The 22,548-nt window shown below is 32.6% G+C and carries 22 protein-coding genes and 2 pseudogenes; 9 read left to right on the forward strand and 15 right to left on the reverse strand.

Annotated elements, in window-relative coordinates:
• Window position 1 precedes the first annotated feature (1 nt).
• Window positions 2-1,240 carry an aromatic hydrocarbon degradation protein gene (locus BOW55_RS11020; protein WP_129024158.1) on the reverse strand — a complete coding sequence of 413 codons (1,239 nt, stop codon included), beginning with the start codon at window positions 1,238-1,240 and terminating at the stop codon, window positions 2-4.
• Window positions 1,241-2,569, reverse strand: coding sequence for a DUF4270 family protein (locus tag BOW55_RS11025; RefSeq protein ID WP_129024159.1), 1,329 nt, complete (start codon window positions 2,567-2,569; stop codon window positions 1,241-1,243). It abuts the gene before it with no gap.
• Between the two features lie 240 nt (window positions 2,570-2,809).
• On the opposite strand from BOW55_RS11025, the gene BOW55_RS11030 reads away from it, so the two are divergent.
• The 5 genes from BOW55_RS11030 (at window position 2,810) to BOW55_RS11050 (ending at window position 6,783) form a co-directional block, all read left to right on the forward strand.
• The gene (locus BOW55_RS11030) at window positions 2,810-3,817 is read left to right on the forward strand and encodes a kelch repeat-containing protein (protein WP_129024160.1); all 1,008 of its coding nucleotides are present in this window, start codon (window positions 2,810-2,812) and stop codon (window positions 3,815-3,817) included.
• The gene (locus BOW55_RS11035) at window positions 3,807-4,136 is read left to right on the forward strand and encodes a DUF4907 domain-containing protein (protein WP_241686539.1); all 330 of its coding nucleotides are present in this window, start codon (window positions 3,807-3,809) and stop codon (window positions 4,134-4,136) included. Before BOW55_RS11030 ends, BOW55_RS11035 begins: the two co-directional genes overlap by 11 nt.
• Complete coding sequence (locus BOW55_RS11040) at window positions 4,137-5,246, forward strand: sensor histidine kinase (protein ID WP_129024162.1); 1,110 nt, start codon at window positions 4,137-4,139, stop codon at window positions 5,244-5,246.
• A gap of 11 nt (window positions 5,247-5,257) precedes the next feature.
• Window positions 5,258-5,968 carry an intradiol ring-cleavage dioxygenase gene (locus BOW55_RS11045; RefSeq protein ID WP_129024163.1) on the forward strand — a complete coding sequence of 237 codons (711 nt, stop codon included), beginning with the start codon at window positions 5,258-5,260 and terminating at the stop codon, window positions 5,966-5,968.
• Between the two features lie 98 nt (window positions 5,969-6,066).
• Window positions 6,067-6,783, forward strand: coding sequence for a LytTR family DNA-binding domain-containing protein (locus BOW55_RS11050; RefSeq protein WP_129024164.1), 717 nt, complete (start codon window positions 6,067-6,069; stop codon window positions 6,781-6,783).
• An 82-nt stretch (window positions 6,784-6,865) separates the two neighbouring features.
• On the opposite strand, the gene BOW55_RS11055 is transcribed toward BOW55_RS11050, so the two are convergent.
• Both BOW55_RS11055 and BOW55_RS11060 read right to left on the reverse strand, forming a co-directional pair.
• The gene (locus BOW55_RS11055; RefSeq protein WP_099720282.1) at window positions 6,866-7,384 is read right to left on the reverse strand and encodes a gamma carbonic anhydrase family protein; all 519 of its coding nucleotides are present in this window, start codon (window positions 7,382-7,384) and stop codon (window positions 6,866-6,868) included.
• A gap of 9 nt (window positions 7,385-7,393) precedes the next feature.
• Window positions 7,394-8,383: a type IX secretion system membrane protein PorP/SprF gene (locus BOW55_RS11060; protein WP_129024165.1), complete on the reverse strand. Its 990-nt coding sequence runs from the start codon at window positions 8,381-8,383 to the stop codon at window positions 7,394-7,396.
• Between the two features lie 143 nt (window positions 8,384-8,526).
• Between BOW55_RS11060 and BOW55_RS11065 the strand changes: the two genes are divergently transcribed.
• The 3 genes from BOW55_RS11065 (at window position 8,527) to BOW55_RS11075 (ending at window position 10,887) form a co-directional block, all read left to right on the forward strand.
• Window positions 8,527-9,426, forward strand: coding sequence for a NifU family protein (locus BOW55_RS11065; protein ID WP_089059108.1), 900 nt, complete (start codon window positions 8,527-8,529; stop codon window positions 9,424-9,426).
• A gap of 152 nt (window positions 9,427-9,578) precedes the next feature.
• Window positions 9,579-9,950, forward strand: a complete 372-nt coding sequence (locus tag BOW55_RS11070) for a YtxH domain-containing protein (protein WP_241686540.1) — start codon at window positions 9,579-9,581, stop codon at window positions 9,948-9,950.
• Window positions 9,951-10,074: 124 nt separating this feature from the next.
• A complete protein-coding gene (locus BOW55_RS11075) occupies window positions 10,075-10,887 on the forward strand; it encodes a mechanosensitive ion channel family protein (protein WP_129024166.1) in 813 nt (270 codons plus the stop codon).
• A gap of 8 nt (window positions 10,888-10,895) precedes the next feature.
• Here the strand turns inward: BOW55_RS11075 and tsaB are convergent, their stop codons facing one another.
• The 7 genes and pseudogenes from tsaB to BOW55_RS11110 all read right to left on the reverse strand — a co-directional run bounded on the left by tsaB (window position 10,896) and on the right by BOW55_RS11110 (window position 18,724).
• A complete protein-coding gene (gene tsaB / locus BOW55_RS11080; protein ID WP_129024167.1) occupies window positions 10,896-11,567 on the reverse strand; it encodes a tRNA (adenosine(37)-N6)-threonylcarbamoyltransferase complex dimerization subunit type 1 TsaB in 672 nt (223 codons plus the stop codon).
• A gap of 34 nt (window positions 11,568-11,601) precedes the next feature.
• Window positions 11,602-12,894, reverse strand: coding sequence for an efflux RND transporter periplasmic adaptor subunit (locus tag BOW55_RS11085; protein WP_129024168.1), 1,293 nt, complete (start codon window positions 12,892-12,894; stop codon window positions 11,602-11,604).
• A 6-nt stretch (window positions 12,895-12,900) separates the two neighbouring features.
• A complete protein-coding gene (locus tag BOW55_RS11090) occupies window positions 12,901-14,283 on the reverse strand; it encodes a TolC family protein (RefSeq protein WP_129024169.1) in 1,383 nt (460 codons plus the stop codon).
• Between the two features lie 80 nt (window positions 14,284-14,363).
• Window positions 14,364-15,479: an efflux RND transporter periplasmic adaptor subunit gene (locus BOW55_RS11095; protein ID WP_089054449.1), complete on the reverse strand. Its 1,116-nt coding sequence runs from the start codon at window positions 15,477-15,479 to the stop codon at window positions 14,364-14,366.
• Between the two features lie 39 nt (window positions 15,480-15,518).
• Entirely contained in the window at window positions 15,519-16,784 is a 1,266-nt protein-coding gene (locus BOW55_RS11100) for an ABC transporter permease (RefSeq protein WP_089054448.1), read from the reverse strand.
• Window positions 16,785-16,786: 2 nt separating this feature from the next.
• Window positions 16,787-18,030 (reverse strand): annotated as a pseudogene (locus tag BOW55_RS11105) (ABC transporter permease).
• A complete protein-coding gene (locus tag BOW55_RS11110; RefSeq protein WP_089054446.1) occupies window positions 18,023-18,724 on the reverse strand; it encodes an ABC transporter ATP-binding protein in 702 nt (233 codons plus the stop codon). The pseudogene BOW55_RS11105 and the gene BOW55_RS11110 overlap by 8 nt, the downstream one beginning before the upstream one ends.
• A gap of 177 nt (window positions 18,725-18,901) precedes the next feature.
• Here BOW55_RS11110 and BOW55_RS11115 point away from each other — a divergent pair, with 177 nt between their 5' ends.
• Entirely contained in the window at window positions 18,902-20,308 is a 1,407-nt protein-coding gene (locus BOW55_RS11115) for a DUF4403 family protein (protein WP_129024170.1), read from the forward strand.
• A 19-nt stretch (window positions 20,309-20,327) separates the two neighbouring features.
• Here BOW55_RS11115 and BOW55_RS11120 read toward each other — a convergent pair whose 3' ends face one another.
• From BOW55_RS11120 to BOW55_RS11135, 4 genes and pseudogenes are all read right to left on the reverse strand, one after another.
• Window positions 20,328-20,552 (reverse strand): hypothetical protein, encoded by a 225-nt coding sequence (locus BOW55_RS11120; RefSeq protein ID WP_241686541.1) that lies wholly within the window; start codon window positions 20,550-20,552, stop codon window positions 20,328-20,330.
• Between the two features lie 34 nt (window positions 20,553-20,586).
• A complete protein-coding gene (locus BOW55_RS11125) occupies window positions 20,587-21,129 on the reverse strand; it encodes a DUF420 domain-containing protein (RefSeq protein ID WP_129024172.1) in 543 nt (180 codons plus the stop codon).
• Between the two features lie 2 nt (window positions 21,130-21,131).
• Complete coding sequence (locus BOW55_RS11130; RefSeq protein WP_129024173.1) at window positions 21,132-21,821, reverse strand: SCO family protein; 690 nt, start codon at window positions 21,819-21,821, stop codon at window positions 21,132-21,134.
• Between the two features lie 11 nt (window positions 21,822-21,832).
• Window positions 21,833-22,452 (reverse strand): annotated as a pseudogene (locus BOW55_RS11135) (hypothetical protein).
• Window positions 22,453-22,548: the final 96 nt, after the last annotated feature.

Genomic DNA, 22,548 nt, shown 5'->3' on the forward strand with positions numbered 1-22,548 from the left:
TTTATTCTATTTTTCTCTTAACAAACCAAATACCATCTAAAGATAAGTTTACAGACAATTTATGATAATTTTCTTTAATTAAATTGTTTGAAATACTTCCTTTTTGCCCGTACGAATATGAAATATTTAAGGCAGAAAAAGTATTTTCGATAGGCAGATTAACTCCAATTGAAATTGAAGCATTGTTGATTCTTTTTCCGTCTATTTCAAGATATCCCGTATCAAAATTTGCACCTGCAGAATATTTGACCCTGTCCCAATATTTTCTGTAATTTCGTTTTTCGTTAAAATAAGTAAAACCTAACGCAAATCTGTCTTGATTTACATAATCTCCATAGAAATCAGATTGTTTTGTATCATTCCATAAACTTTTTTCATAATCAAAAGTCATATTCAATACTTTTTTGAATCGTTTACTAATACCAATTCCAATTTCTAAAGGCATATAATAATCCTCTACATCAGAAACTGTTTCAGGTTGAATATCACTCACCACCTCATCATTTATCGACTCAACCGACTGTACTTTTGAACCTTTAATTTGTGCCGGTAATTTAACTGTTGCGCCAATAGTAAACGTAGAATCAATTTTATACTGAGTTCCCAACGTTGCACGAAGTCCATTATAATCTGTGTTTTTATGTATAGTGGTGATTGAATTGAGAATTGTAAAAACTCTGTCATCAACTGTGTTTCCAAACAACAAAGCTGCAGACGCTCCTACTGTAAGTTTTTTACCAAATCGATATCCATAAGAAAAATCAAAATTATTCAATCCTCCTGAACCTGTTGCTGATAAACTATACGATTCCTGACTATCTGAAATTGGCAGGATAAGATTAGAAATTTTAAATGCCGAGCTAGAATACGGACGCAATGCAACACTAAAACCAGAATTTTTAGTAACTGGAAAAGCAAAAGCAATATGAGAAAATTGAAAATTGTTACGATTCTCCTTTTTTGAATTGTTTTGATAGGTTGTCGCAATAGCTTTTCCGCCAACATCAAACATAAAATGATTTAATGGCAGCGAACCTAAAGAAGCTGGATTAAGATTATTAATAAAACTATCTGATGGCAGTGCAATTCCTGCAGAACCTATTGAAGGAAGCAATCCAAAATCAGCATCATACAAACTGCCTACTCCATACAATGAATATGGCGAGCTGGAAATACTTTGAGAAAATGATGAAAACGATATTAAAATGGCGCAGTAAAAAAAAACTATTTTATTTTTCATTTAATAAGAGATGTAATATATTTTTAGTTGAATTTTATTGTTTAAATGCTTTTGATCTCCTAAAACAATTCGATTTACAGTTTTAGAAATACCTGGAAGCGTAAGGATTAAAGAAGATTTAGAATCAGAGGCTCGAAGCATTTCCTTTTGCAAAAAATTACCTAACGGAATTGTATATCCGATGTTCTCATTAAACTCATCACTTTTCTTATTCAAAATACCATACACTTGTGCTCCCGCAGAATTTAGCAACGAACTGCTGATTCTATTTAAATTGTCGCCTACGTATATTTTTAAGGAATCAGCCAGCGGATATTTTTCAGAATAAGAATTATTAACTGGTTTTAAAATCAATTGTGCGTCGACAATGGCGCCATTATCTGAAATATATTTCAATTGTCTTAAGTTTGGAAAATCGATCCGACAAGCCACTCCTGTTCCAGACTGAATAAATCCCTGTCCGTTAGTCGCTGTGCTCAAAAGTTTACTGCTCGATATAGGCAGGTTTTGAATTAAAGTTCCTGTTTTATCTAAAGAAATAGAATTAAACTGCTTTGTGGCATCTAAAATAGAAAAATCTATCACAAAGGGAACCTCATCAACGCCCGCTCGATATTTGGAGTAATACAAACGTACTAAACTCTTAGAAGTATTAAACCCAATAACACTTGACGAGTTAGATGATGATGGTACAATTACAAGCCCTTTTAGATACTCTGTAAAAGTGTCAAAATCTGTAATATCTCTTTTCTTTATTTTTTGAAAAAGAGCTTCTCCAAATGCATTACTCATTTTTATATTAATCGAATCTTTTCCAACTGGGCGCGGCTTGTATGAGAATGTTCCCAAACTTTCCTCCTCATAACTCAAACTCGAATTATTGTAAAAACTTCCAGAATCAGTATTTGGTTTAACTTTTTGCGTTAAGCGATGAATATTAAATGTTTGAATTTTAGTTGTATCGCCATAAAAATAGTTATCATACTTTAATACCATGGAAATAGAATCAAAAACGTAATTTACATTCTCGGTATCGGAACCTTCATTATTTAAAGCATAATTACTTGATGACAATTGAAAATAACTACTCGATTTTATCTTCCCAAAAATGGGATCATCGTAGTTTCCAACCAAGATTCGACTCTGGTTTGAAGTCACCAGCGAATCAAAATTTATGGTAGACATTTCGACCGTTACAGTATCAATCATAACAACCTTATTGTTCAAAGCCAAATAATCAGATCCAACTACAAACTCTCCTGCATCAGTATCTGTTCCGCATGAAAATAATGTAAAAGCAAAAAACAACACAAACAATAACTTACGCATAATCAATTTTTTGCGCAAATATATAATGGCGTGGTTTAGACGGCATCATAACATATACAGTCTTACATTTTTGCTCTATAAAAGGCAAAAAAGCATCTATAATAGATAAAGTAACGTCAAGAACTCATTCGCCTTTAAAAAGCCTGATTTAGTCTATCAAAATGGGCAATACATATATCTTCTTTTTTTTAAATCCTTCCCCTGCCTACTTTTGAACCAATAAATAAATTTTAATACACTATGAATAATTTTAAAAAAGGAATATTATTCGCTTCATTACTTTCTAGTCTCTTCTTTATAAGCTGCAGCAATGACAACGAGGATGATGAATTAATGGGAAACTGGGTAAAGAAATCGGCTTTTGATGGGCCGGCAAGGTCTAGCGCCACAAGTTTTGTAATTGGTGATTATGCTTATGTTGCCGCTGGTTATACTGGCGATGTATACTTGAAAGATTTATGGGCTTACAACTCAAATGGAGACTATTGGGAGCAAAAAGCAGACTTTATTGGTGTAGGAAGAAGTTCTGCCTCTAGCTTTGCATTAAACAATAAAGGCTATATTGGACTTGGTTATGACGGAACTAATAGACTTAAAGATTTTTATCAATACGATCCTTCCAACAACAGCTGGACTCAAAAAACAGATTTTGCTGGAACAGCTCGTTATGCTGCTGTAGGTTTTCAGGCTGGCGGTAAAGCTTATTTTGGAACGGGCTATGATGGAAATTATCTAAAAGATTTTTATCAATATGATGATCAAGCAAACACCTGGACACTTGTAAATGGTTTTAGCGGTAATAAAAGACGTAATGCAACCGTATTTGTAATTGCTGATAAAGCGTATCTGGCAACAGGAATTAATAATAGTGTTTATCAGGGAGATTTTTGGGAATTTGATCCTGCAACTGATACTTGGACAAGAAAAAGAGATATTGACAAAAATACTACTGATGATTATTCGTATAATGACGAATATGCAATTGTACGTGCCAATGCATCAAGTTTTAGCATGAATGGACTAGGATATGTAGTTGGAGGCGAAAACATAAAAACAATTTGGGAATATAACCCAAGTACAGATCTTTGGGTTGAAAGAACACCGCTTGAAGGAGCAACAAGAACTGATGCTGTAGGTTTTGCTATAAATAATCGCGGTTTTTATATGTTAGGAAGAATTGGCTCTTCTTATTTTGATGATGCCTGGGAATTTAAACCTTTAGAGGAACAAAATGACAATGATAATTAATAATAAACGATTCTTCTGGAGTAATATCCAGAAGAATTTGTTGCTTTTGTGTCTTGTTTTACAAATGGTTTCTTGCGGGAAAAAAGAGATTTATAGAACAGAGACATTTCAAACCAATTCTGGCTGGGGATACTCGATTTCATATAAAGATAAAATTATCATTAAACAATCGATTATACCCGTAATCAGTGACAACAAAAGTTTTTCGACAGAAGAAGATGCTTTAAAAACTGCCCATTTAGTAGTTGAAAAACTCAGCCAAAACTTATCGCCAACAGTAACTAAAAATGAATTAATTTTATTAAAAATAAAATTATAAATGAAAATCGGAGCCATCAAAAATACTAACTCAAACAAAATTCTATTCCATTGTATTATATGGGTTTTCTTTATTCTGACTTCTTTAATTCAGTTTTATGAAAGTCCGTTTAGAATCAATAATGATTTTTATGTTCAGTGGGCATCAGGAATAATGTTGTTTTACCTCAACTATTATTATATGGTTCCATCTCTTCTTTTACAAAAAAAGTACTGGCAGTATTTTTTATTTGCATTTATAATCATTGCCGTTTTCATGATTATCAGAATTAATTATTTTATTCCTGAATTCAGACATTTACCTCCTTCAAATATTGCTCGTCCGCATTTCATGCCAAATGACACTATTCTTTTACGAAAAACTGACAACTTAAAAATTGAGATGAAACGTCCGCTTTTCTTTAAAATCGGCCCCTCCTTTTTCTATATTTTAATTCTTACTATAAGTGCAATTATTAGAACCTTGGCAGAGTTTTACAGTAACGAACAAAACAAATTAATTGCCGAAACTCATCGAACAAATACGGAACTGACTTATTTACGCAAACAAACCAATCCGCATTTTTTATTCAATTCTTTAAACAGTATTTATTCTCTAGCACATAAAAAATCTGATTTGGTGCCTGACGCCATCGTGACATTATCTGAGTTAATGCGCTATATGTTGTACGAAACAGACAATAAAACGGTGGCTTTAGAAAAGGAAATAAATTACATTCAGAATTATATTGAACTGCAAAAACTACGACTTAACAACATTGAAGATATTGTAATTAATGTTCATGGCGACACTAAAAACAAGTTTATTGAACCTTTGCTGCTGATATCGTTTGTTGAGAATGCCTTTAAATACGGAACAGATTATAAAGGTGCGGCGCATATCAAAATTAAAATTTTCATTTCAGAAAACAACCTTGATTTTTGGATTGAAAATACAATTGAGAATTATACAAAAGACCCTGAAAATTCAGGAATTGGATTAGTAAACATTCAAAACAGATTGGATTTACTTTATCCAAATGCTCATGAACTAACTATAAACCAGGATAACCAATTTTACCGCGTGCATTTAAATCTAAAATTAGATGAAATTAAAACAACTGTAAATTAAATTTTGAGATTATGGACAGAAAAAAATTCATCCGAAATGGTCTTTTGGGCATCACAGCTTTGGCTGGTGCTTCAAAATTATTAGAGTCGTGCTCTAAAAGTGATAATGATGATTCTGGCACTGATTCATCTGACGACGGAAGCTGCACAGTTTCGCCATCTGAAACTAAAGGTCCTTTTCCTATCAAAACACCAAGTCAATTAGTTTTAGAAAATATAAAATCTGATCGAGTTGGAGTTGCTCTATTAATCAATTTAATTATTGAAAACAAAAACAATAACTGCCTGCCGCTCTCGAACGTTTTAGTTGACGTATGGCATTGCGACAAAGACGGCAATTATTCTGAATACGGCGGAACTCAAATGCAGCAGACAGATTATACTTCTGTTCATTTTTTAAGAGGTAGACAAACGACAAATGCCAAAGGAGAAGTTTCATTTATTTCTATTTATCCCGGCTGGTACCAAGGCAGAGCTCCGCATGTACATGTTGAAGTTTTGTCAAGCAGCGGATCTTCATTATTAGTTACTCAAATTGCTTTTCCTGAAAGTACTTCGAGTACTGTTTACTCAAGTACTAATTATGCTGCTCATGGACAAGCTGACACCTCTAACACGAGAGATAATGTTTTTGCAGACAGTCTTGCCAGCGAACTGGCAGTTTTAACAGGTAATTTGACTGATGGTTATACTTTGACCAAAACAATTACTGTAAACGGATAATTGAAATCAAACCAGTATTTTATGATAATTTTAAAACTTAATTTACTGGTTTAAAACTACTTTTGAACTCCAAACCGAATAAATTTAAACTCCTGCAGATGAAATGTGTAATTATAGATGACGAACCATTAGCTGTTGAATTACTGGAAGATTTTGTACAAAAAGTCGATTCACTTGAATTGATCAGTACTTTTAATAATGCTATTGATGCCGTTTCATTTATCAATCAAAATAATGTTGATTTGATTTTTTTAGACATTCAAATGCCGCATTTTTCTGGGATAGATTTTTTAAATACTATCGAGAAAAAACCGCTTGTCATTTTTACAACTGCTTATTCTGATTATGCTGTAGAAGGATTTAATCTTGGTGCTGTCGATTATTTAGTAAAACCAATTCCTTTTCACCGTTTTCTAAAATCAGTAGTACGCGCGCAGCAAATTGTTAATCCTGCTGCAACTGTTTCTTCAATTGCTGAAAATACACTTACTCCAGAACTTGAGCAGGATTTTATGTTTGTAAGAGCTGAATACGAAAATGTTAAAATGAATTTTGCTGATATCTTATTCATCGAAGGTTTAAAGGATTATGTAAAAATCTATACAACCGATAATAAATATACACTAACATTAATCAGCTTGATAAAACTTGAAAATTTACTTTCAAGCAAAGGATTCTCCAGAATTCATAGATCTTATATCATTAACATAAAACATGTGAAATCAATACAAAAAAATAAGGTTTTGATTAGTGATAAACGGATTCCTATTAGTGAAAGCTACAAGAATGCTTTCTTTGAAAAAATCAATTTATAATTCGATTAAATAAAAAAATCCAAATTCAAAGGTTTGACTCTTTTGGAATTTGGATTTTATATTTTTTGTGATTTTTTATAATTTATTCTTCATTTTTAAACCATCCAGAATACATCACATAATTGTTTGAAATACGTTCGATTTCACCTGCAAAATCAGACTGGTCAATATCTTTTACTTTCTTCGCTGGAACACCCGCAAAAATAGTTCCCGAAGGAACAACTGTATTTTGTGTTAAAACCGCTCCAGCGGCAACAATCGAGTTACTTTCTACAATACAATTATCCATTACAATTGCTCCCATTCCAATTAATACATTATCCTGTATTGTACAGCCGTGAACAATGGCATTATGTCCTATCGAAACGTTATTCCCTATAATTGTTGGATGTTTTTGATAAGTGCAGTGAATTATCGCTCCATCTTGAATGTTTACTTTATTTCCAATTTTTATAAAATGAACATCTCCTCTAATAACGGCGTTGAACCAAACACTGCAAGAGTCACCAAATGTAACATCTCCAACAATTGTAGCATTTTCAGCAACATAGCAATCTTCTGGAATCAAAGGCGATTTCCCATTTACAGATTTAATAAGCATGATATTTTTTTAATTAATTGCAGGACAGTTACAATCGTAACGTTCCTTTTTACAAAATAAATTAATTCCTAAAGTTATTTGATGATATCCTCCAGTATCAAATTTTACATCACCCATAACTTGAGAATAGGTATAAGCAAACATAAAATTTTTATAGTTTACTCCAATAATAGGAGTGAAATATTGCAATTTTTGAGATGAAACACCACCTCCCGAAGTAAATTGTGCACCATCAAAACTTCTTCGATAAGACAAAGCTGCCCACAAACTTCCAAAATCCATATTTTTGTAAGCTTTCATGTTTAAATCGATTGACTTTTCTTTCGTTTGATCAAACAATTGAAACAAAATTGAAGGCTCCCAAGTGATCTTGTCTCTTTTACCAAATACATATCCGGCACTTAAAAGAAACTTTCTTAAATTATTACTTTCGTAATCTGTATACAACTCTCGTCGTGTTTCAATCAGCCCCTGAATTGTAGCGTGTGCATAAAAATCAAGAAAATTATACGAAGCACCAATGTCTACATTAAAATAAGAGTCTTTTTGAATTGAACCAAAAACAATAGGATCAAAAGTTCCTCCAAATTTAGTTTCATCTAACTGGCTTTGAATCAATCCGCCGCTGATACCAAATGAAAGCTGATTTAAGTCGATTTCATCTCTTGAAAACATAAGATGATGTGCATATGTAACTTTTACGCCTTTTTGAGAATGATACCCATTTTTATCATTAAAAACAATAATACCTGCTCCTGATCGCTCGCCTACTCTGCCATTAAAACTTAAAGTTTGAAGCGAAGGTGCATCTTCCTGACCAAACCATTGTTTCCTAGCTGTCAATCTAATTTTTGCACAATTTGCTGCTCCAGCCATTGATGGATGAATCAAGTAATAATTATCTGACAAATAATCTGAATAAACTGGAATTCCTTCTTGAGAATAAGAAAAAAAAGTCGTGATTAAAAAAATAAATAAAAACCTGATTCTTAACATCATAATAACCGATGAGTTTACAAATATTTTATACTCTTAATAATTAAGTACGAATTTCTTGAAAAGAGTCATAATTATTTTATTAAAAAATCAAATATAGGTATTAGTAGAAAATAACTTTAGTAAATTTGCAAAAAATTACTACCATGACAAAAATCACTATAAAAGAAACACAAAATCCTACTATATTAAAGTTCGAATTTGAAGACTTCATTACTCAAAATCAAAACTTTGAGTTCAAAAATATCGACGAAGCACAAGCTTCTCCTTTAGCACAGCAATTGTTTTATTTACCATTTGTAAAAACGGTTTATATCTCAGGAAATTTTATTGCTATCGAAAGATACAGTATTGTTGAATGGGATGATGTAAAAGATGCTGTTGCAGAACAAATTGCAGCATTTGTAGACAAAGGCGGTGTTATTATAACAATCGATGAAAATAAGACTAAAAAGCAGCCTATTACGGTTTACGGAGAAACAACTCCAAACCCGGCAGCTTTAAAGTTTGTGGTAAGCAGAATGCTGACTAGAAATGCAATTGAGTATAAAAACATCGATCAAACGGCTTCGTCTCCGTTAGCACAAGAGTTATTTAAATTCCCTTACGTAAAAGAGGTTTTTATTGATGAGAACTATATTTCTGTTACTAAGTATGAAATCAACGACTGGGCAGAAATCACTTTGGAATTAAGAACTTTTATCAAACAATTTATCGAAAACGGAGGAACTGTTTTAGATGAAAGCTTAGTTCAAACAGCCACTAAAAATGACGTTACAAAAGATGAAGCATTTGACAAACTAGATGTTACGTCTCAGCAGATTATTAATATTCTTGAAGAGTACGTAAAACCTGCAGTTGCTGCAGATGGCGGAAATATCGCTTTTGATTCTTATAATGAAGATGATAAAACGGTAAAAGTGATTTTGCAAGGAGCTTGCAGCGGATGCCCATCATCTACTTTTACTTTAAAAAGTGGTATCGAAAACATGTTGAAAAGCATGCTTAATGATGAAGCTATTAAAGTTGAAGCAGTAAACGCATAACAATAGTTTTGCTTTAAATAAAGAAAAGCGTTCGATAATCTCGGACGCTTTTTTTATATCTCATTGTTTTTCAATAAATTATTACGTGATCAGATTACTATTTCACGAAAAATTCGTTAATATTGTATTATAAACCAATCAATTAGAAAATTATGGGATTAAATTCATTCTTTAAAAATTTATTTGGCACTGCCAAAGAAACTGTGGTTGATCTGGCTGACCAAGCCGAAAGTACTTTTGAACAAGCTAAAGAAGCCGCTGCTCCTTATATTGATAAGGCAGAAACCTTTGCTGATGAAACTATTTCGAAAGTCAAAGAAGCTTCTGAACCTATAATCGCGAATGCGGCTGATTATGCGCATCAGGCAAAAGACATTGTAAGCGAATATGCTGATAAAGCATCTGACGCATTAGACAATGTAGTTGAATCTGTAAAAGAAAAACAAACGAATTTACCAACAATACTAAAACAATTGCATCAGAAACCGTTGCCGATGCAAGCGAAGCCAGTGCTGCAGAAATAGACAAAATTTCTGATAAAACAGACAAAGATTAAGAATACATGGCTTTTCTATAAAAAGAAATATTTTTATATTTGCACCATTAATACACCTTCTCTGAGAGAAGGTTTTTTTATTCAAAAAAAAGATGAACATGAGTCCAGAACAACTGAGTAATTACGCAGCAAAATTTATTGACATTCTAATCGATTATTCGCCAAAGCTAATCTCAGCCTTTTTAATCTTATTTGTAGGTTTATATGCAATACGATTAATCAATAGAGTTATTAGAAAAATAATGGTTAAGAGAAATCTTGATCCTACTTTAACTAAATTCCTTGCCGACATTTTGTTGTGGGCACTTAGAATTTTATTATTCGTTACTTTTATTTCAAAACTAGGAATTGAAACTTCTTCGTTTGTAGCTATTTTAGGAGCAATGGGACTTGCTGTTGGTTTATCACTGCAAGGATCTCTTTCTAATTTTGCAGGCGGTATGCTGATTATTGTTTTCAAACCTTTTAAAGTAGGCGATACTATCGAAGCTCAAGGGGTTATTGCAACTGTTTTAGAAATTCAAATTTTTGTTACCAAAATGCTTACAGGAAATAACCAAACGGTTTTTGTTCCAAATGGGGCGTTATCAAACGGAACAATTATTAACTACTCAATGCAGGGAGAAAGAAGAGCCGATTTGACATTTTCAATTTCATATGATTCTGATATTAAAAAGGCAAAAGATATTCTTTTAGATGTTTTAAACAAAAATCCAAATGTACTTAAAGCGCCGGCACCAGAAGTTTTTGTAAAAAATCTGTCTGCCAGCTCTGTTGATTTTGCAGTACGCCCGTGGGCAAAAAATGCTAATTATGGTACTGTTTTTTCTGAAACATTAGAGAATTGCAAAACAGCTCTAGATGAAGCAGGAATTTCTATTCAGCCATTTACAATTCAAAAATAAAATAAGTGTTATTTTTTTGATGGCAGTGTCATCATAAAATCTTTTAGATAATACGGTTCAAAATAAGCGACATCTACAGTGTCGCTTTTTTGATACTTATCATAACTGATTTTACTCATTTCTCTAGCCGAAGGATATTTAACTTCTTCTAAAAAGATAAAATTTTCTTTTGTTAAAACAGCTTTACATTTATCAGCACAATCTCCAACAAAATAAATAGTATCTGTATAGTCAACAAAAGAATCTTCGTTTATAATCTCTGCTTGAATTGGTCTTTCTATTTCAATTTTTGCATTAAAAACAGCGCTGTAAACTTCCATTCTTCTAGCATCAAGCATTGGAATAATTTTTCCTTCAGAAACAGAAACCTGCGAAGCTAAGGTTTGCAAAGTATCAACTGCAATTAGCGGAATGTTTAACGCATAGCACAATCCTTTTGCAGCCGAAACTCCAATTCTCAAACCTGTATAAGATCCTGGCCCTTGACTTACTGCGATTGCATTTAAATCTTGAACTGAAACTCCAGATTCAGCAATAACCTCTTCAATGAAAACGTGCAGTTTTTCAGCATGTGAGTAACCTTCTTCAGCGATCTCTTTACATAAAATAGTTTCCCCGTTTTTTGCAATGGATACTGAACAATTTTTGGTTGCTGTTTCGATATTTAAAATAAAAGACAAAATATTAATTTTAAAAATTTGTATTATTTAGAAACTACTTTTTAGCTGTTTCTTCTTTTTTAAGCTTCACTTTATCTCCAGAATTTAAATCTTTAGATACTGTTGTATAAGGACCTGTAATTACAACATCCCCTGCTTTTAAACCAGACATTACTTCGATATTCGTATCATCCTGAATTCCCGTTTTAATGATTCTGATTTTTGCTTTATCTCCTACTTTTACAAAAACACACTCAAACTTTTTATCGCTTTTTGGAGCTGCTTTTTTGTCTTCATTTGGATCTTCAACTTTAAAGTCTTTTACAGCAGTAGTATCTGATTTTACAACTACAGAACTAATTGGCACGGCTAAAACATTAGTTTTAGTTGTTGTAATAATATCAACTGTAGCGGTCATTCCAGGTCTAAAAGGAGAATACGTACTAGGTTTTCCTTCTAATAAATCTTGGTAAGATTCTTTTAAAATACGAACCTTAACTTTAAAATTTGTTACTTGGTCTGACGTCAAAGTTGTACTTGCTGAGTTTGAAATACTGGTTACAATACCTTTAAATTTCTTTTTTAAGTAAGCATCTACTTCAACATTAGCTTCGTCGCCAATTTTTACTTTTACAATATCATTTTCGTTTACATCAACTTCAACTTCCATATTGTTTAGGTTTGCCACTCTCAAAAGCTCTGTACCAGCCATTTGTTGCGTCCCTAAAACACGTTCTCCTAACTCAACATTTAAAACTGAAATCGTTCCGTCTGCAGGAGCATAAATTGTTGTACGGCCTAAGTTATCACGTGCTTCTGTTACCGATGCTGATGCACTTTGAACATTGTAATAAGCATTTTGCTTTGTCGCTTTTGCAACTTCGTAGGTTGAAATAGCCTTATCCCAATCTGATTTTGAAATTACACCTTTATCGTACAACGTTTTATTACGTTCGTAACTTGCTTTGGCTTCTTTAAAACTCGCTTCAGATTGCGTTAAACCTGCTTTTGTTCCAGATAAATTGGCAACCGAACGCTCTAAACCAGAAGTATACAAATCAGGATTTATCTTAACTAGTAAATCTCCCTTTTTTACAACTTGACCTTCTTTTACATTTAAAGCAATAATTTCACCTGAAACCATTGATGATAATTTTACTTCTATTTCAGGCTGAATTTTACCAGTTGCTGAAACTGTTTCAACAATTGTTGATGATGCTACTTTAGAAATTTCAACTTCTTTTCCTTCATCTTTACTTCCTATTACTCCTGCTTTGGAAAGACCAACTAATGCGAAAATAAGTACAACAGCTCCGCCGAGTAAGAAGTAAATTGTTTTTTTTGACATAATAAATTATTTTGAAATAATTGGAACAATTGGAATTCCGAAATAGAATTCGATTATTTTAATCTTAAACATATAATCGTATTTCGATCTAATAACATTTGACTGTGCATTTGTCAACAAAGTTTGTGCTTGTGTAAAATCGAATGAATTCATTAAACCAACATCATACTTTTCTTTAGCATAATTATATGCCTGCTGTCTCGCTTCTAACGTTACTACTGTTGACTCATAAGTATTTAAAGCGCCTTTTGCATCTGTAAAAGCAGTATAAACGTTACGTTGCAAATCTAAACTTTTTTGCTCTAAATCTATTTTAGATTTCTCTAAAGTTACTTTGTTTCTTTCAACATTATTTCTAGTAGCAAAACCATTAAATATAGGAACATTCAATTGAAAACCAAAGTTATGTCCTTTATTCTTACTAAACTGATCAAAAATAGGATCAGGTCCTACTGTATAAGGTTTATCATTTGCATCTAGTTTAATCTGATCGCTGTAACTTGCTCTCGTATTAAACCCATAAAAACCTGTAAGTGTCGGCTGATAAGCTCCTTTTGCGATTGCTACATTTTTCTCAGCAATTTCAAGATTAGTTTGAGCCAATTTTAACTCTGTTCTAGTCTCTTTTGCTTTATTGTAAATATCAATAGGATTTTGCGCCATGATGTTATTTTCATCTTTTGCATTAGTGTCATCAACAACATCAAAATCTGTAAATTCTTTAAGCTGTAAAAGCTGTGCTAAACTTAGTTTCGAAATCAATAAATTATTCTCTGAAACGGTAATATTTTGCTGATCAGTAGCAACTGTAGCTTTTAAATCATATAAATCGCCACGAGGAATTGTACCTGCATTTACCATTTCTTCAGAACGTTTTAAACGCTTTTCATCAATAATAAGCTGCTCTTTTTTAATTTTCAAATCTTCTTTATTCGATAAAATTTGAAGAAAAGCATTTGCCACATTCAGCGAAATATCTTCCTGCATTTTTAACAATTGATACTTTGAAGCTACAATCGCTAATTTAGCTTTTCGATATGCGTTTTGATTTTGCAGACCTTTGTAAATATCAACACCAGCATTAAGTCCTACAGAAGAATATTGCGTGGTTTGATTACGCAAAAGTCCTGTTGTAACATCCTGATTCAAACCAATATTCCAAGAATGCGAAGCATTTCCGCTTACTGATGGTAAGTAGTTGCCAAATGCTCCTTTTTTATCAATATCAGCTGTTTTAACATCTAGTTCTGTCTGCTTTATAGTTATATTATTATCTAATGCATATCGTACACATTCCTCTAGTGTCCATTGTTTTGTTTGAGCATGCCCTGATAATCCTAAACCGAACAACATGGCGAAAACAAGACTATTATATTTATTTATTTTCATATATTTTGAGTGAAAGTACAGCGGCCAAGCTGCACAAATTTAACATTTTTTAAAACCAAAAAACTTCTTACAATTTCAATCTATTTTTTCTCGCCTTCGTTGATTAAACCTTGGTTCCAGATTTTAATATTATCGGTGTTTTTAATACCGCTTTTAACCTGAACATAAATTCCATCGCTTACTCCTAAAACTAAATCTCTTCTTTCGAATTTCTTAGGAGCCGTTTCGACTTCAACATATGGTTTTTGTGTTTTTTTGTCAAACTGAACCAATGACTCTTTTATAGCCATTACTTTATCCGCTTTTTCAAGAATAATAGATGCATTTGCACTTAAACCAGCTCTGATAAAAGTACCGTCATTATTTTCTAATTTGGCTTTAATTTCAAACTGAATTGCTCCATTTTCTGTTACTCCTTTTGGCGCTATATCAGTAAGTACGGCTTCAAATTTTTTGTTTTCAATTGCTCCAACTGTAATTTCGATAGGCATTTTCTCTTTAATTTTACCTACTTCAGATTCATCAATTTTTCCAATAAAAATCATTCTTCCAACATCGGCAACGCTGGCAATAGTAGTACCCTCATTAAAGTTGTTACTTTCAATAACCTGATTTCCTACTTTTACAGGAACCGCCAAAACCATTCCGTTTACAGTTGAACGAATTAAGGTATTTGCGTAATTTCCTAATGATGTTGTTGTTCCTGTTTTAACAATATCTAAGCTTTGTTTTGCAGCTAAATAATTTTGCTTCGCTTGTTTGTAAGCCAATTGCGCTGCATCAAAATCGTTAGCAGAGATTACATCTTTATCAAAAAGTGTTTTTTGTCTTTGATAAATTTTCTCTTGATTATCTAAAGCAATTTTTGCTGTTTGCACTTGATTTTGAGTACTGCTTACATTAGATACATTGGCAACGACTCTAATTTTTGCAATCATGTCGCCTGCTTTGATTTTTTCTCCTGCTTTGATATAAACTTCTTCAATAATACCTGAAATGTTTGGTTTGATTAAGACTTCTTCATCAGGTTGAATATTCCCAGTCGCAATTGTATTTTTTACAATTGTTTTAATTTCTGCTTTCTCAGTTTTAAATACTATAGGCGGCTCTTGATTCTTTGCGTACAAATAGTAAAGTGCGCCAAAAAAAACTACGGCAATTAAAATTAAAATGGTTACAGTAAATCCTTTTTTCATTTTGTTTTTGGTTTAATCGATTATTTTTGATTGATAATTTTATTCTGTTCGTAAAGCATCTACCGGCTTAACATTAATGGCAGTTTGTGCAGGAATAAAACCTGCCAGCAAACCGGATCCTACTAGTATAAGTAAAGCAACGAATACAACTCCTAAATCTACACTTGGATTGGCAAACATAGTATTACTGCCCGGGGGCATCGAATCTAAAACCATATTTAAAATCGCAATAATTCCAGTTGCGACGGCTATTCCTAACATACCTGAAATAATAGTTAAAAATATAGATTCAGCTAAAATTTGACCACGAATAGCAGCAGGTGTTGCGCCCAGTGCTCTTCTAATTCCAATTTCTTTGGTTCGTTCTTTAACTACAATAAGCATAATATTTGAAATTCCGATAACACCCGAAATCAAAACCAGAGTTCCAACAAAATAGGCAATGATTTTCAAAATATTAAACAAACTTTGTACTTTATTAAATTGCTCATACAAATCAAAATTCCCCACTGCTCTGTCATCAGTTGGATTTACAGAATGAAGCGCTTTAATTAATTCTAGAATTTTTGGTTTTAATGAAGTAATCGAAGTTTCATCTTTTGCAGTAATAGCCATCCAACCCACTTTGTCTCCAAAATTAAAAGCCTGCTGAAAAGTGGTAAAAGGAATAAAGATATTCTTTTGCTCTTGCTCTGCATTTCCTCCTTGCTGTTTAGAATTATAAACTCCAACAACCATAAAGTTTATGCCGTTAATTTTTACATAGGTTCCAATACATTCCTCTTCTTTACCATAAAGTTCGCTGATAACACCTTTACCAATTACTGCAACTTTTCTTCTTTCTTGAATATCTTGCTGATTTACAAATCTACCTTTTATGATATCCATCGGCTGCTGTTTTATCAGCTCTGGATAATCTCCGTATACTGTAAATGCAGATGTTTTTGTACCACGAACCACGTTATTTGTCCCATTAAAATCTCCTAACTGATTCCTTGGCGAAACATATAATAAGTCTGGTAATGCCGCTTTTAAGGCTGCAACATCACTATTTCTAAAATCGTAACGACGTATTTTAGGAAGTCCTTTATAGGCTTTTGAAGTCGTCTGACTCCACATAAACATGGTATTAGTAGCAATTCCGTCAAATCCTTTTTTAATTCCATTTTCCAAGCCATTACCTGCCGCAAGTAGAATTACAAGAATGAAAATTCCCCAAAAAACACCAAAAGCAGTCAGAATCGTTCTGAAAGGATTTGCCGTTAAGGCCTGTAAAATCTCGTCCCAATTATCTTTCTTAAACATAATTATTCGTCTCTAAGTGCTACAATAGGTTTAATTTTGGCTGCTCTGTATGCTGGAAAAAATCCAGCAAGTGCTCCTGCAAATACAAGCAATGCAAGCGTTGTTAAGGCTACACTGAAATCTACCTCAGGATTCTGAAAATATTCACTCTGTACCATCGGTCCAACAAATTCCAACAATAACAAACTGGCAAGCAATCCGACAAAACCAGCAATTGTGGTAATAAATATAGATTCATGAAGAATCATTGTAATAATAGAAAATGGAGATGCGCCTAAGGCTTTTCTAATTCCAATTTCTTTTGTTCTTTCTTTTACAATAATCAACATAATATTACTAACACCAACAACCCCGGCAATAATAGTACAGATACCAACCCACCAAAAAAACAATCTGATGTATAAATTTAGATCATAAAACTGCTTTGCATCTTTAACCGAGTTGTAAACTCCTACTCCACCATCATCATCTGGAGCAACTATATTTTTACTCTTCAATAAATCTTTTAAATCCTGAGTAAACTTTTCAGATTGCGCCAAAGCTTCATCATAATCATTTGTCTTTTTTAAAGTAAAAACAAATTACTGATTTTATCTCCGGCACCAAAAGTTCTTTGTACAGTACTCAATGGCAGATACGCTCTCGTTTCTTCTCTTTCTCCTCCCGGATCACTAAAAATTCCAACTACTTTAAAATTAATTTTATTAATTGAAATTTCTTTCCCAAGAGCTTCTTTGTCTTTAAACAAATCCGTTTTTAATTTCATTCCGATAACAGCGACTTTTTCATTATTCTGTAAATCTTTAGCATTTACATATCGCCCCTGAACTATCGTAAGATTTTCAACAGCGCCATAATCTGGATCAACTCCTCTGTACTGATAATTCCCTGATTCCTTTCCGTATGCAAAAGGCGCTCCCCAATAATTCTGTGTTGAAGCTCTTAAATCTAGTTTATCTTCAAACTTTTGAACTGCTTGATTAAAATCACTGTTTCGATACTGAATTCTTCTGCCTGGGTTAAGTCCTTTGTACTCTTTTGTTGTTGTACCAGACCAAACCTCGATAAGACCAGCAGCATCACGTTCAAATTGTTTTTCAATACCATTTTGAAGACCTTTACCAGCTCCTAGTAAAATCACCAAAATAAAAATCCCAGAAGCAACGGAAACACCTGTTAAGAAGGTTCGCAGCCGATTTTTGGAAATTGCCTCAAATATTTCTTGCCAACGCTCAATATTAAACATAAGATGAAGCTCTAACTTGTTCTACTAATTTATCATCGATAATTAATCCGTCTTTCAGGACAACATTTCTTTTGCACATTGCGGCAATATCTGGTTCGTGCGTAACGATCAAAATAGTCTTTCCTTCATCGTTAATTCCTTGAATAAGCTCCATAACTTCGTATGAAGTCTTAGTATCCAATGCACCTGTTGGCTCATCAGCCAATAAAACTTTAGGATTTGATGCTAATGCTCTTGCAATCGCAACACGTTGTTTTTGTCCTCCTGAAAGTTCATTAGGTAAATGATGTGAATGCGAGCCCAAACCTACTTTTTCAAGATACTTTAACGCAATATCATAACGCTCTTTTCTTTTTATTCCTTGGTAGTATAAAGGCATTGCAACATTATCAAGAGCTGATTTGTAGTTTATCAAATTAAAGGATTGAAATACAAAACCTAAAAACTTATTACGATATTTTGAAGCCAAAGTCTCGTTTAACTTCTTAATTGGAGTTTTGTCTAAAATATAACTTCCCGAATCGGCCTCATCTAAAATTCCCAAAATATTAAGAAGCGTAGATTTACCAGATCCAGACGAACCCATAATCGCAACTAATTCTCCTTCGGCTATATTAAAATTTATCCCTTTTAACACATGTAATTCCGAACTTCCCATTTTATAGGATTTGTGTAAATCTTTGATCTCGATCATGGTATTGTTAAATTTTTAAACAATAATAATATTTTTTATAAGTAATTTATGATAACAAAACGTTAATAATTTCGTTTCCATATCTAAATAAGACGGCGATCTTAACCAATTGTTACACTTTTTTAAGATAATTTAATTGTTTTCTTAATTTTGTTGCACTTTAAAAATTTAATACAAATGAAATTTCTTTTAAGGTTATCATTATTTACTGCATTTACAGTAATTTCCAGCTGTTCAACAACTCAAAAACTTGAAACGCTAAAGCCTGAGCCAGATGACGCAAGCCCGTTGGTTTATGATGCAAATCCATCATTTATAAATTTACCAATAACCGTAAAACTTACCGATATTGAAAGCCAGACAAACGCTTTATTAACGGGATTAATTTATGAGGATAATGATATCGAAGATGACGACATTCAAATGAAAATTTGGAAACAGGCTCCTATAAAAATTCAAAATGATCCTGCCAATCCGGATAAAAAAATAAAAACAATCCTGCCATTAAAAGCCAATATAAAATACAGAATAGGAACCAAGAAACTAGGAGTGGATCTTTACGATATACGCGAATTTAATTTAAACGGCGTAATTACTTTATCCAGTGAAGCGGCTTTGACAAATTGGAAACTGAATACCAAAACAGAATTCAAATCACTTGATTGGAACGAAAGTCCTACAATGAGTGTTTTTGGAAAAAATATGCCTATTACTTATTTAATAAATCCTGCTATCTCCATTTTCAAATCTAAATTGGAGCGCAAAATAGATGACGCAATTGAAAAGTCTATGGATTTTAAACCTAATGTTTTATCTGCTTTAGAAAAAATCTGTACACCATTTCAAATGAGTGATACTTATGAAAGCTGGCTTCGAATTGTTCCTGTCGAAATTTACTCGACAAATGCAAAGCTAAAAAACGATTCTTTTTTAATGGATATGGGTATGAAATGCAATATGGAAACTATTGTAGGCAAACAACCAGAATCTAAATTCAATGCTAATAAAATTGTTTTAAAGCCCGTTACAAAAATTCCGAACCAGATTTCAGCAAATATTGCCGCAATTTCAAGCTATGTAGATGCTTCAAAAATTATGACTAAGAATTTTGCCGGACAAGAGTTTGGTTCTGGAAGCAAAAAAATAACAGTTAAAAATGTTACTATTTGGCATAAAGACGGAAAAATGGTAATCGCTCTAGATGTTTTAGGTTCTATAAATGGAACGCTTTATTTAAACGGATTTCCGCAATACAATCCACAGACTAAAGAAATCTATTTTGACAAACTTGATTACGTTCTAGACACTAAAAGCAAGCTAATGAGAACTGCAAGCTGGCTTGCGCAAGGATATGTAATTCGAAAAATGGAACAAAGCTGTCGTTATTCTATACAGCCTAATTTAGAAGAAGGCAAAAAAAACATGGCTGCTTATCTTAAAAACTACTCGCCAATGCCTGGAGTTTTTGTAAATGGAAAAATGGAAGATATTCAGTTTGACAAAATACAGCTGACGAATCAAGCGATCATTGCTTTTATAAAAATCAACGGAACGGTTAATGTATCGGTTAACGGATTGAAATAAAAAGAAAAAGGCAGAATAATTATTCTGCCTTTTTCTTTTTAGATTGGTACATCTTATAAATAAGATACCCAATTATACCTACAAGTAAATATGGAATAACCATTAAATAAACGATTCCATCATTTACTGCTTCCGCTTTTTTTACATTTGAATCACCGCCAAGTGCCGCTCTACACATTGCACATTGGGCATTTGCAACAACTCCAACAAAGAACAACAAGATTACAAAAAATATTCTCTGCATCTTGAAACTTAAAACTTGAAACTTACTTTTATTTTTAATTAGCATAATAAGGAGAAATCATTAAATAAACCACAACACCTGTAACCGCAACATACAACCAAAGCGGAAAAGTAATTTTAGCTATTTTTTTATGTTTGTCAAATCGTTTTGCAAGTGCTCTTACATACGTGATTAACACTAATGGAATTATCGCAATTGACAACAAAATATGAGTTAATAAAATAAAGTAGTATACATAACGTACAATACCTTCTCCTCTAAACCTAGTAGAATCTGCCGTCATATGATACGCCACATACATCACTAAAAAAGCAACCGACAAGCCAATTGCAAGAGTCATTAATCTTTCATGCAGCTTTCGTTTTCCGTTTTTAACAGCAATTACTGCCCAAACTAAAACAATTGCTGTAATACCATTTGTTGTAGCGTATATAGGAGGTAAAAAAGAAAGCGGCTCTACATTAATTCCAAAATTTTTCAATTTGATTCCGAACAAAATTCCGACAACCACCGGTATCACAATCGAAACGGCAATAATAAATTTGCTGAACTTTTTTTCTAAAGACTGATCTTCCATTTTTATTCTTCTAATAATATTTTAATATCTTGTTGAATTTCTCTAACTCCTTTTTTATCTAAACCATCATAATAAATACTTGGGTTACCATACTCATCTTTTCTGCAGCGTATATTCCCATCTTTATCTATTAAAGCAAATAAACCTGAGTGCTCAAAACCACCGCTTACTTTTTCATTTTCTCCTGCATAAAGATTAAATCCTTTATTCGATAAATCCATAATTGTAGTTTTATCTCCAGTTAGAAAATTCCAAGTTGATGATTTCACTCCTAATAACTTTGCATGATCTTTTAACACTTGCGGTGTATCGTGAGCCGGATCTATGGTTATAGAAACTATTCCGAAGTTTGGATTACCAAAGAACGTTTTCTCAATCTCCAACATGCTTAAATTCATTTTTGGACATATTGACGGGCAAGTAGTAAAGAAAAATTCTAATACATAAACTTTCCCTTTGTAATCAGCGTTAGACACTTTAACGTTGTCTTGATTAGTCAATTCGAATTTCGGCGCCGGGCCAATGGTTATTAATTTTCCATCTGCTTTAGAATTTTTCAATCCTACGTTATCCAAACGGTTTCCTTTTACAACTTCACCATTCTTTATTCTATCTACTATTTTAGGTACTGCATAAATTCCAAAAATTAGAATAATAAATGAAATCCCTATGTATGATTTATTTTTGAACATTATATGTGAGTTTAAAGTTGTTTAGTAGCGTTATGATTCTTTTTTAATGCTGCACGGTATTCGTACAAAATAATCTTAAAATCATCGAGCATTTCATTACTCAATTCTGACGGATGAAAAGTATTGTACCCTTCTTTGTACTCGTCCTTTTTATCTTTATCTCCGCCTTTACGACCTCTTAAGTTTCTTTCTTTATCTATGATATAAACATTTGGAGTTCCAAGGTTTTTATCTAGTTTTCCTTTTAAATGCAATTGATTGTAAAAAGTTTCAATTTCAGCAGGTGGAGCAAAAATAAAATTCCATCCTTTAACATCTGTAAAAGGCTTAAGTGCGTCAAGTACTTTTTGAGCTTCTTCTTCTGTACCTTCTGGACAGACTACTACGAATTGAAGGTCTTCAAAACCATAATAACGTTTGTATATTTTTTCGTTGAGATTAAAATAATTTCCTCTGTTACTTAAAATATCAGAACCCGAAAATCCTAAAACCGTAATTTTTTATCGAGAGAAACTTTTTTGCCATCTAAAGATTTCCAATCTCCAAAATCAGCAATCTTTGGTGTAATTACCGGAAGTGTTGTAAAACTATTTACGCCTGAAGCAAAAAACAAATAGGCTACAATTGGCAAAACAAAAAGTACAAAAAGAACTATATTTTTTTCATTGTATTAACAGAAGTTATTGAGGTACAAAAATAAAAAAAGACTCCGCAAAACGGAGCTTCT

The sequence above is a fragment of the Flavobacterium sp. YO12 genome (assembly GCF_004119495.1).
Classification (GTDB): domain Bacteria; phylum Bacteroidota; class Bacteroidia; order Flavobacteriales; family Flavobacteriaceae; genus Flavobacterium.

Excerpts from the sequence above, each read along its gene's own strand:
- BOW55_RS11065 (WP_089059108.1), top strand. The coding sequence starts at position 8,527 with ATGACAAAAATCACTATAAAAGAAACACAAAATCCTACTATATTAAAG.
- BOW55_RS11070 (WP_241686540.1), top strand. The coding sequence starts at position 9,579 with ATGGGATTAAATTCATTCTTTAAAAATTTATTTGGCACTGCCAAAGAA.
- BOW55_RS11035 (WP_241686539.1), top strand. The coding sequence starts at position 3,807 with ATGATAATTAATAATAAACGATTCTTCTGGAGTAATATCCAGAAGAAT.
- BOW55_RS11045 (WP_129024163.1), top strand. The coding sequence starts at position 5,258 with ATGGACAGAAAAAAATTCATCCGAAATGGTCTTTTGGGCATCACAGCT.
- BOW55_RS11030 (WP_129024160.1), top strand. The coding sequence starts at position 2,810 with ATGAATAATTTTAAAAAAGGAATATTATTCGCTTCATTACTTTCTAGT.
- BOW55_RS11095 (WP_089054449.1), bottom strand. The coding sequence starts at position 15,479 with ATGAAAAAAGGATTTACTGTAACCATTTTAATTTTAATTGCCGTAGTT.
- BOW55_RS11025 (WP_129024159.1), bottom strand. The coding sequence starts at position 2,569 with ATGCGTAAGTTATTGTTTGTGTTGTTTTTTGCTTTTACATTATTTTCA.
- BOW55_RS11100 (WP_089054448.1), bottom strand. The coding sequence starts at position 16,784 with ATGTTTAAGAAAGATAATTGGGACGAGATTTTACAGGCCTTAACGGCA.
- BOW55_RS11040 (WP_129024162.1), top strand. The coding sequence starts at position 4,137 with ATGAAAATCGGAGCCATCAAAAATACTAACTCAAACAAAATTCTATTC.
- BOW55_RS11050 (WP_129024164.1), top strand. The coding sequence starts at position 6,067 with ATGAAATGTGTAATTATAGATGACGAACCATTAGCTGTTGAATTACTG.
- BOW55_RS11110 (WP_089054446.1), bottom strand. The coding sequence starts at position 18,724 with ATGATCGAGATCAAAGATTTACACAAATCCTATAAAATGGGAAGTTCG.
- BOW55_RS11115 (WP_129024170.1), top strand. The coding sequence starts at position 18,902 with ATGAAATTTCTTTTAAGGTTATCATTATTTACTGCATTTACAGTAATT.
- BOW55_RS11075 (WP_129024166.1), top strand. The coding sequence starts at position 10,075 with ATGAACATGAGTCCAGAACAACTGAGTAATTACGCAGCAAAATTTATT.
- BOW55_RS11085 (WP_129024168.1), bottom strand. The coding sequence starts at position 12,894 with ATGTCAAAAAAAACAATTTACTTCTTACTCGGCGGAGCTGTTGTACTT.
- BOW55_RS11055 (WP_099720282.1), bottom strand. The coding sequence starts at position 7,384 with ATGCTTATTAAATCTGTAAATGGGAAATCGCCTTTGATTCCAGAAGAT.
- BOW55_RS11090 (WP_129024169.1), bottom strand. The coding sequence starts at position 14,283 with ATGAAAATAAATAAATATAATAGTCTTGTTTTCGCCATGTTGTTCGGT.
- BOW55_RS11130 (WP_129024173.1), bottom strand. The coding sequence starts at position 21,821 with ATGTTCAAAAATAAATCATACATAGGGATTTCATTTATTATTCTAATT.
- BOW55_RS11125 (WP_129024172.1), bottom strand. The coding sequence starts at position 21,129 with ATGGAAGATCAGTCTTTAGAAAAAAAGTTCAGCAAATTTATTATTGCC.
- BOW55_RS11060 (WP_129024165.1), bottom strand. The coding sequence starts at position 8,383 with ATGATGTTAAGAATCAGGTTTTTATTTATTTTTTTAATCACGACTTTT.
- BOW55_RS11020 (WP_129024158.1), bottom strand. The coding sequence starts at position 1,240 with ATGAAAAATAAAATAGTTTTTTTTTACTGCGCCATTTTAATATCGTTT.
- BOW55_RS11120 (WP_241686541.1), bottom strand. The coding sequence starts at position 20,552 with ATGCAGAGAATATTTTTTGTAATCTTGTTGTTCTTTGTTGGAGTTGTT.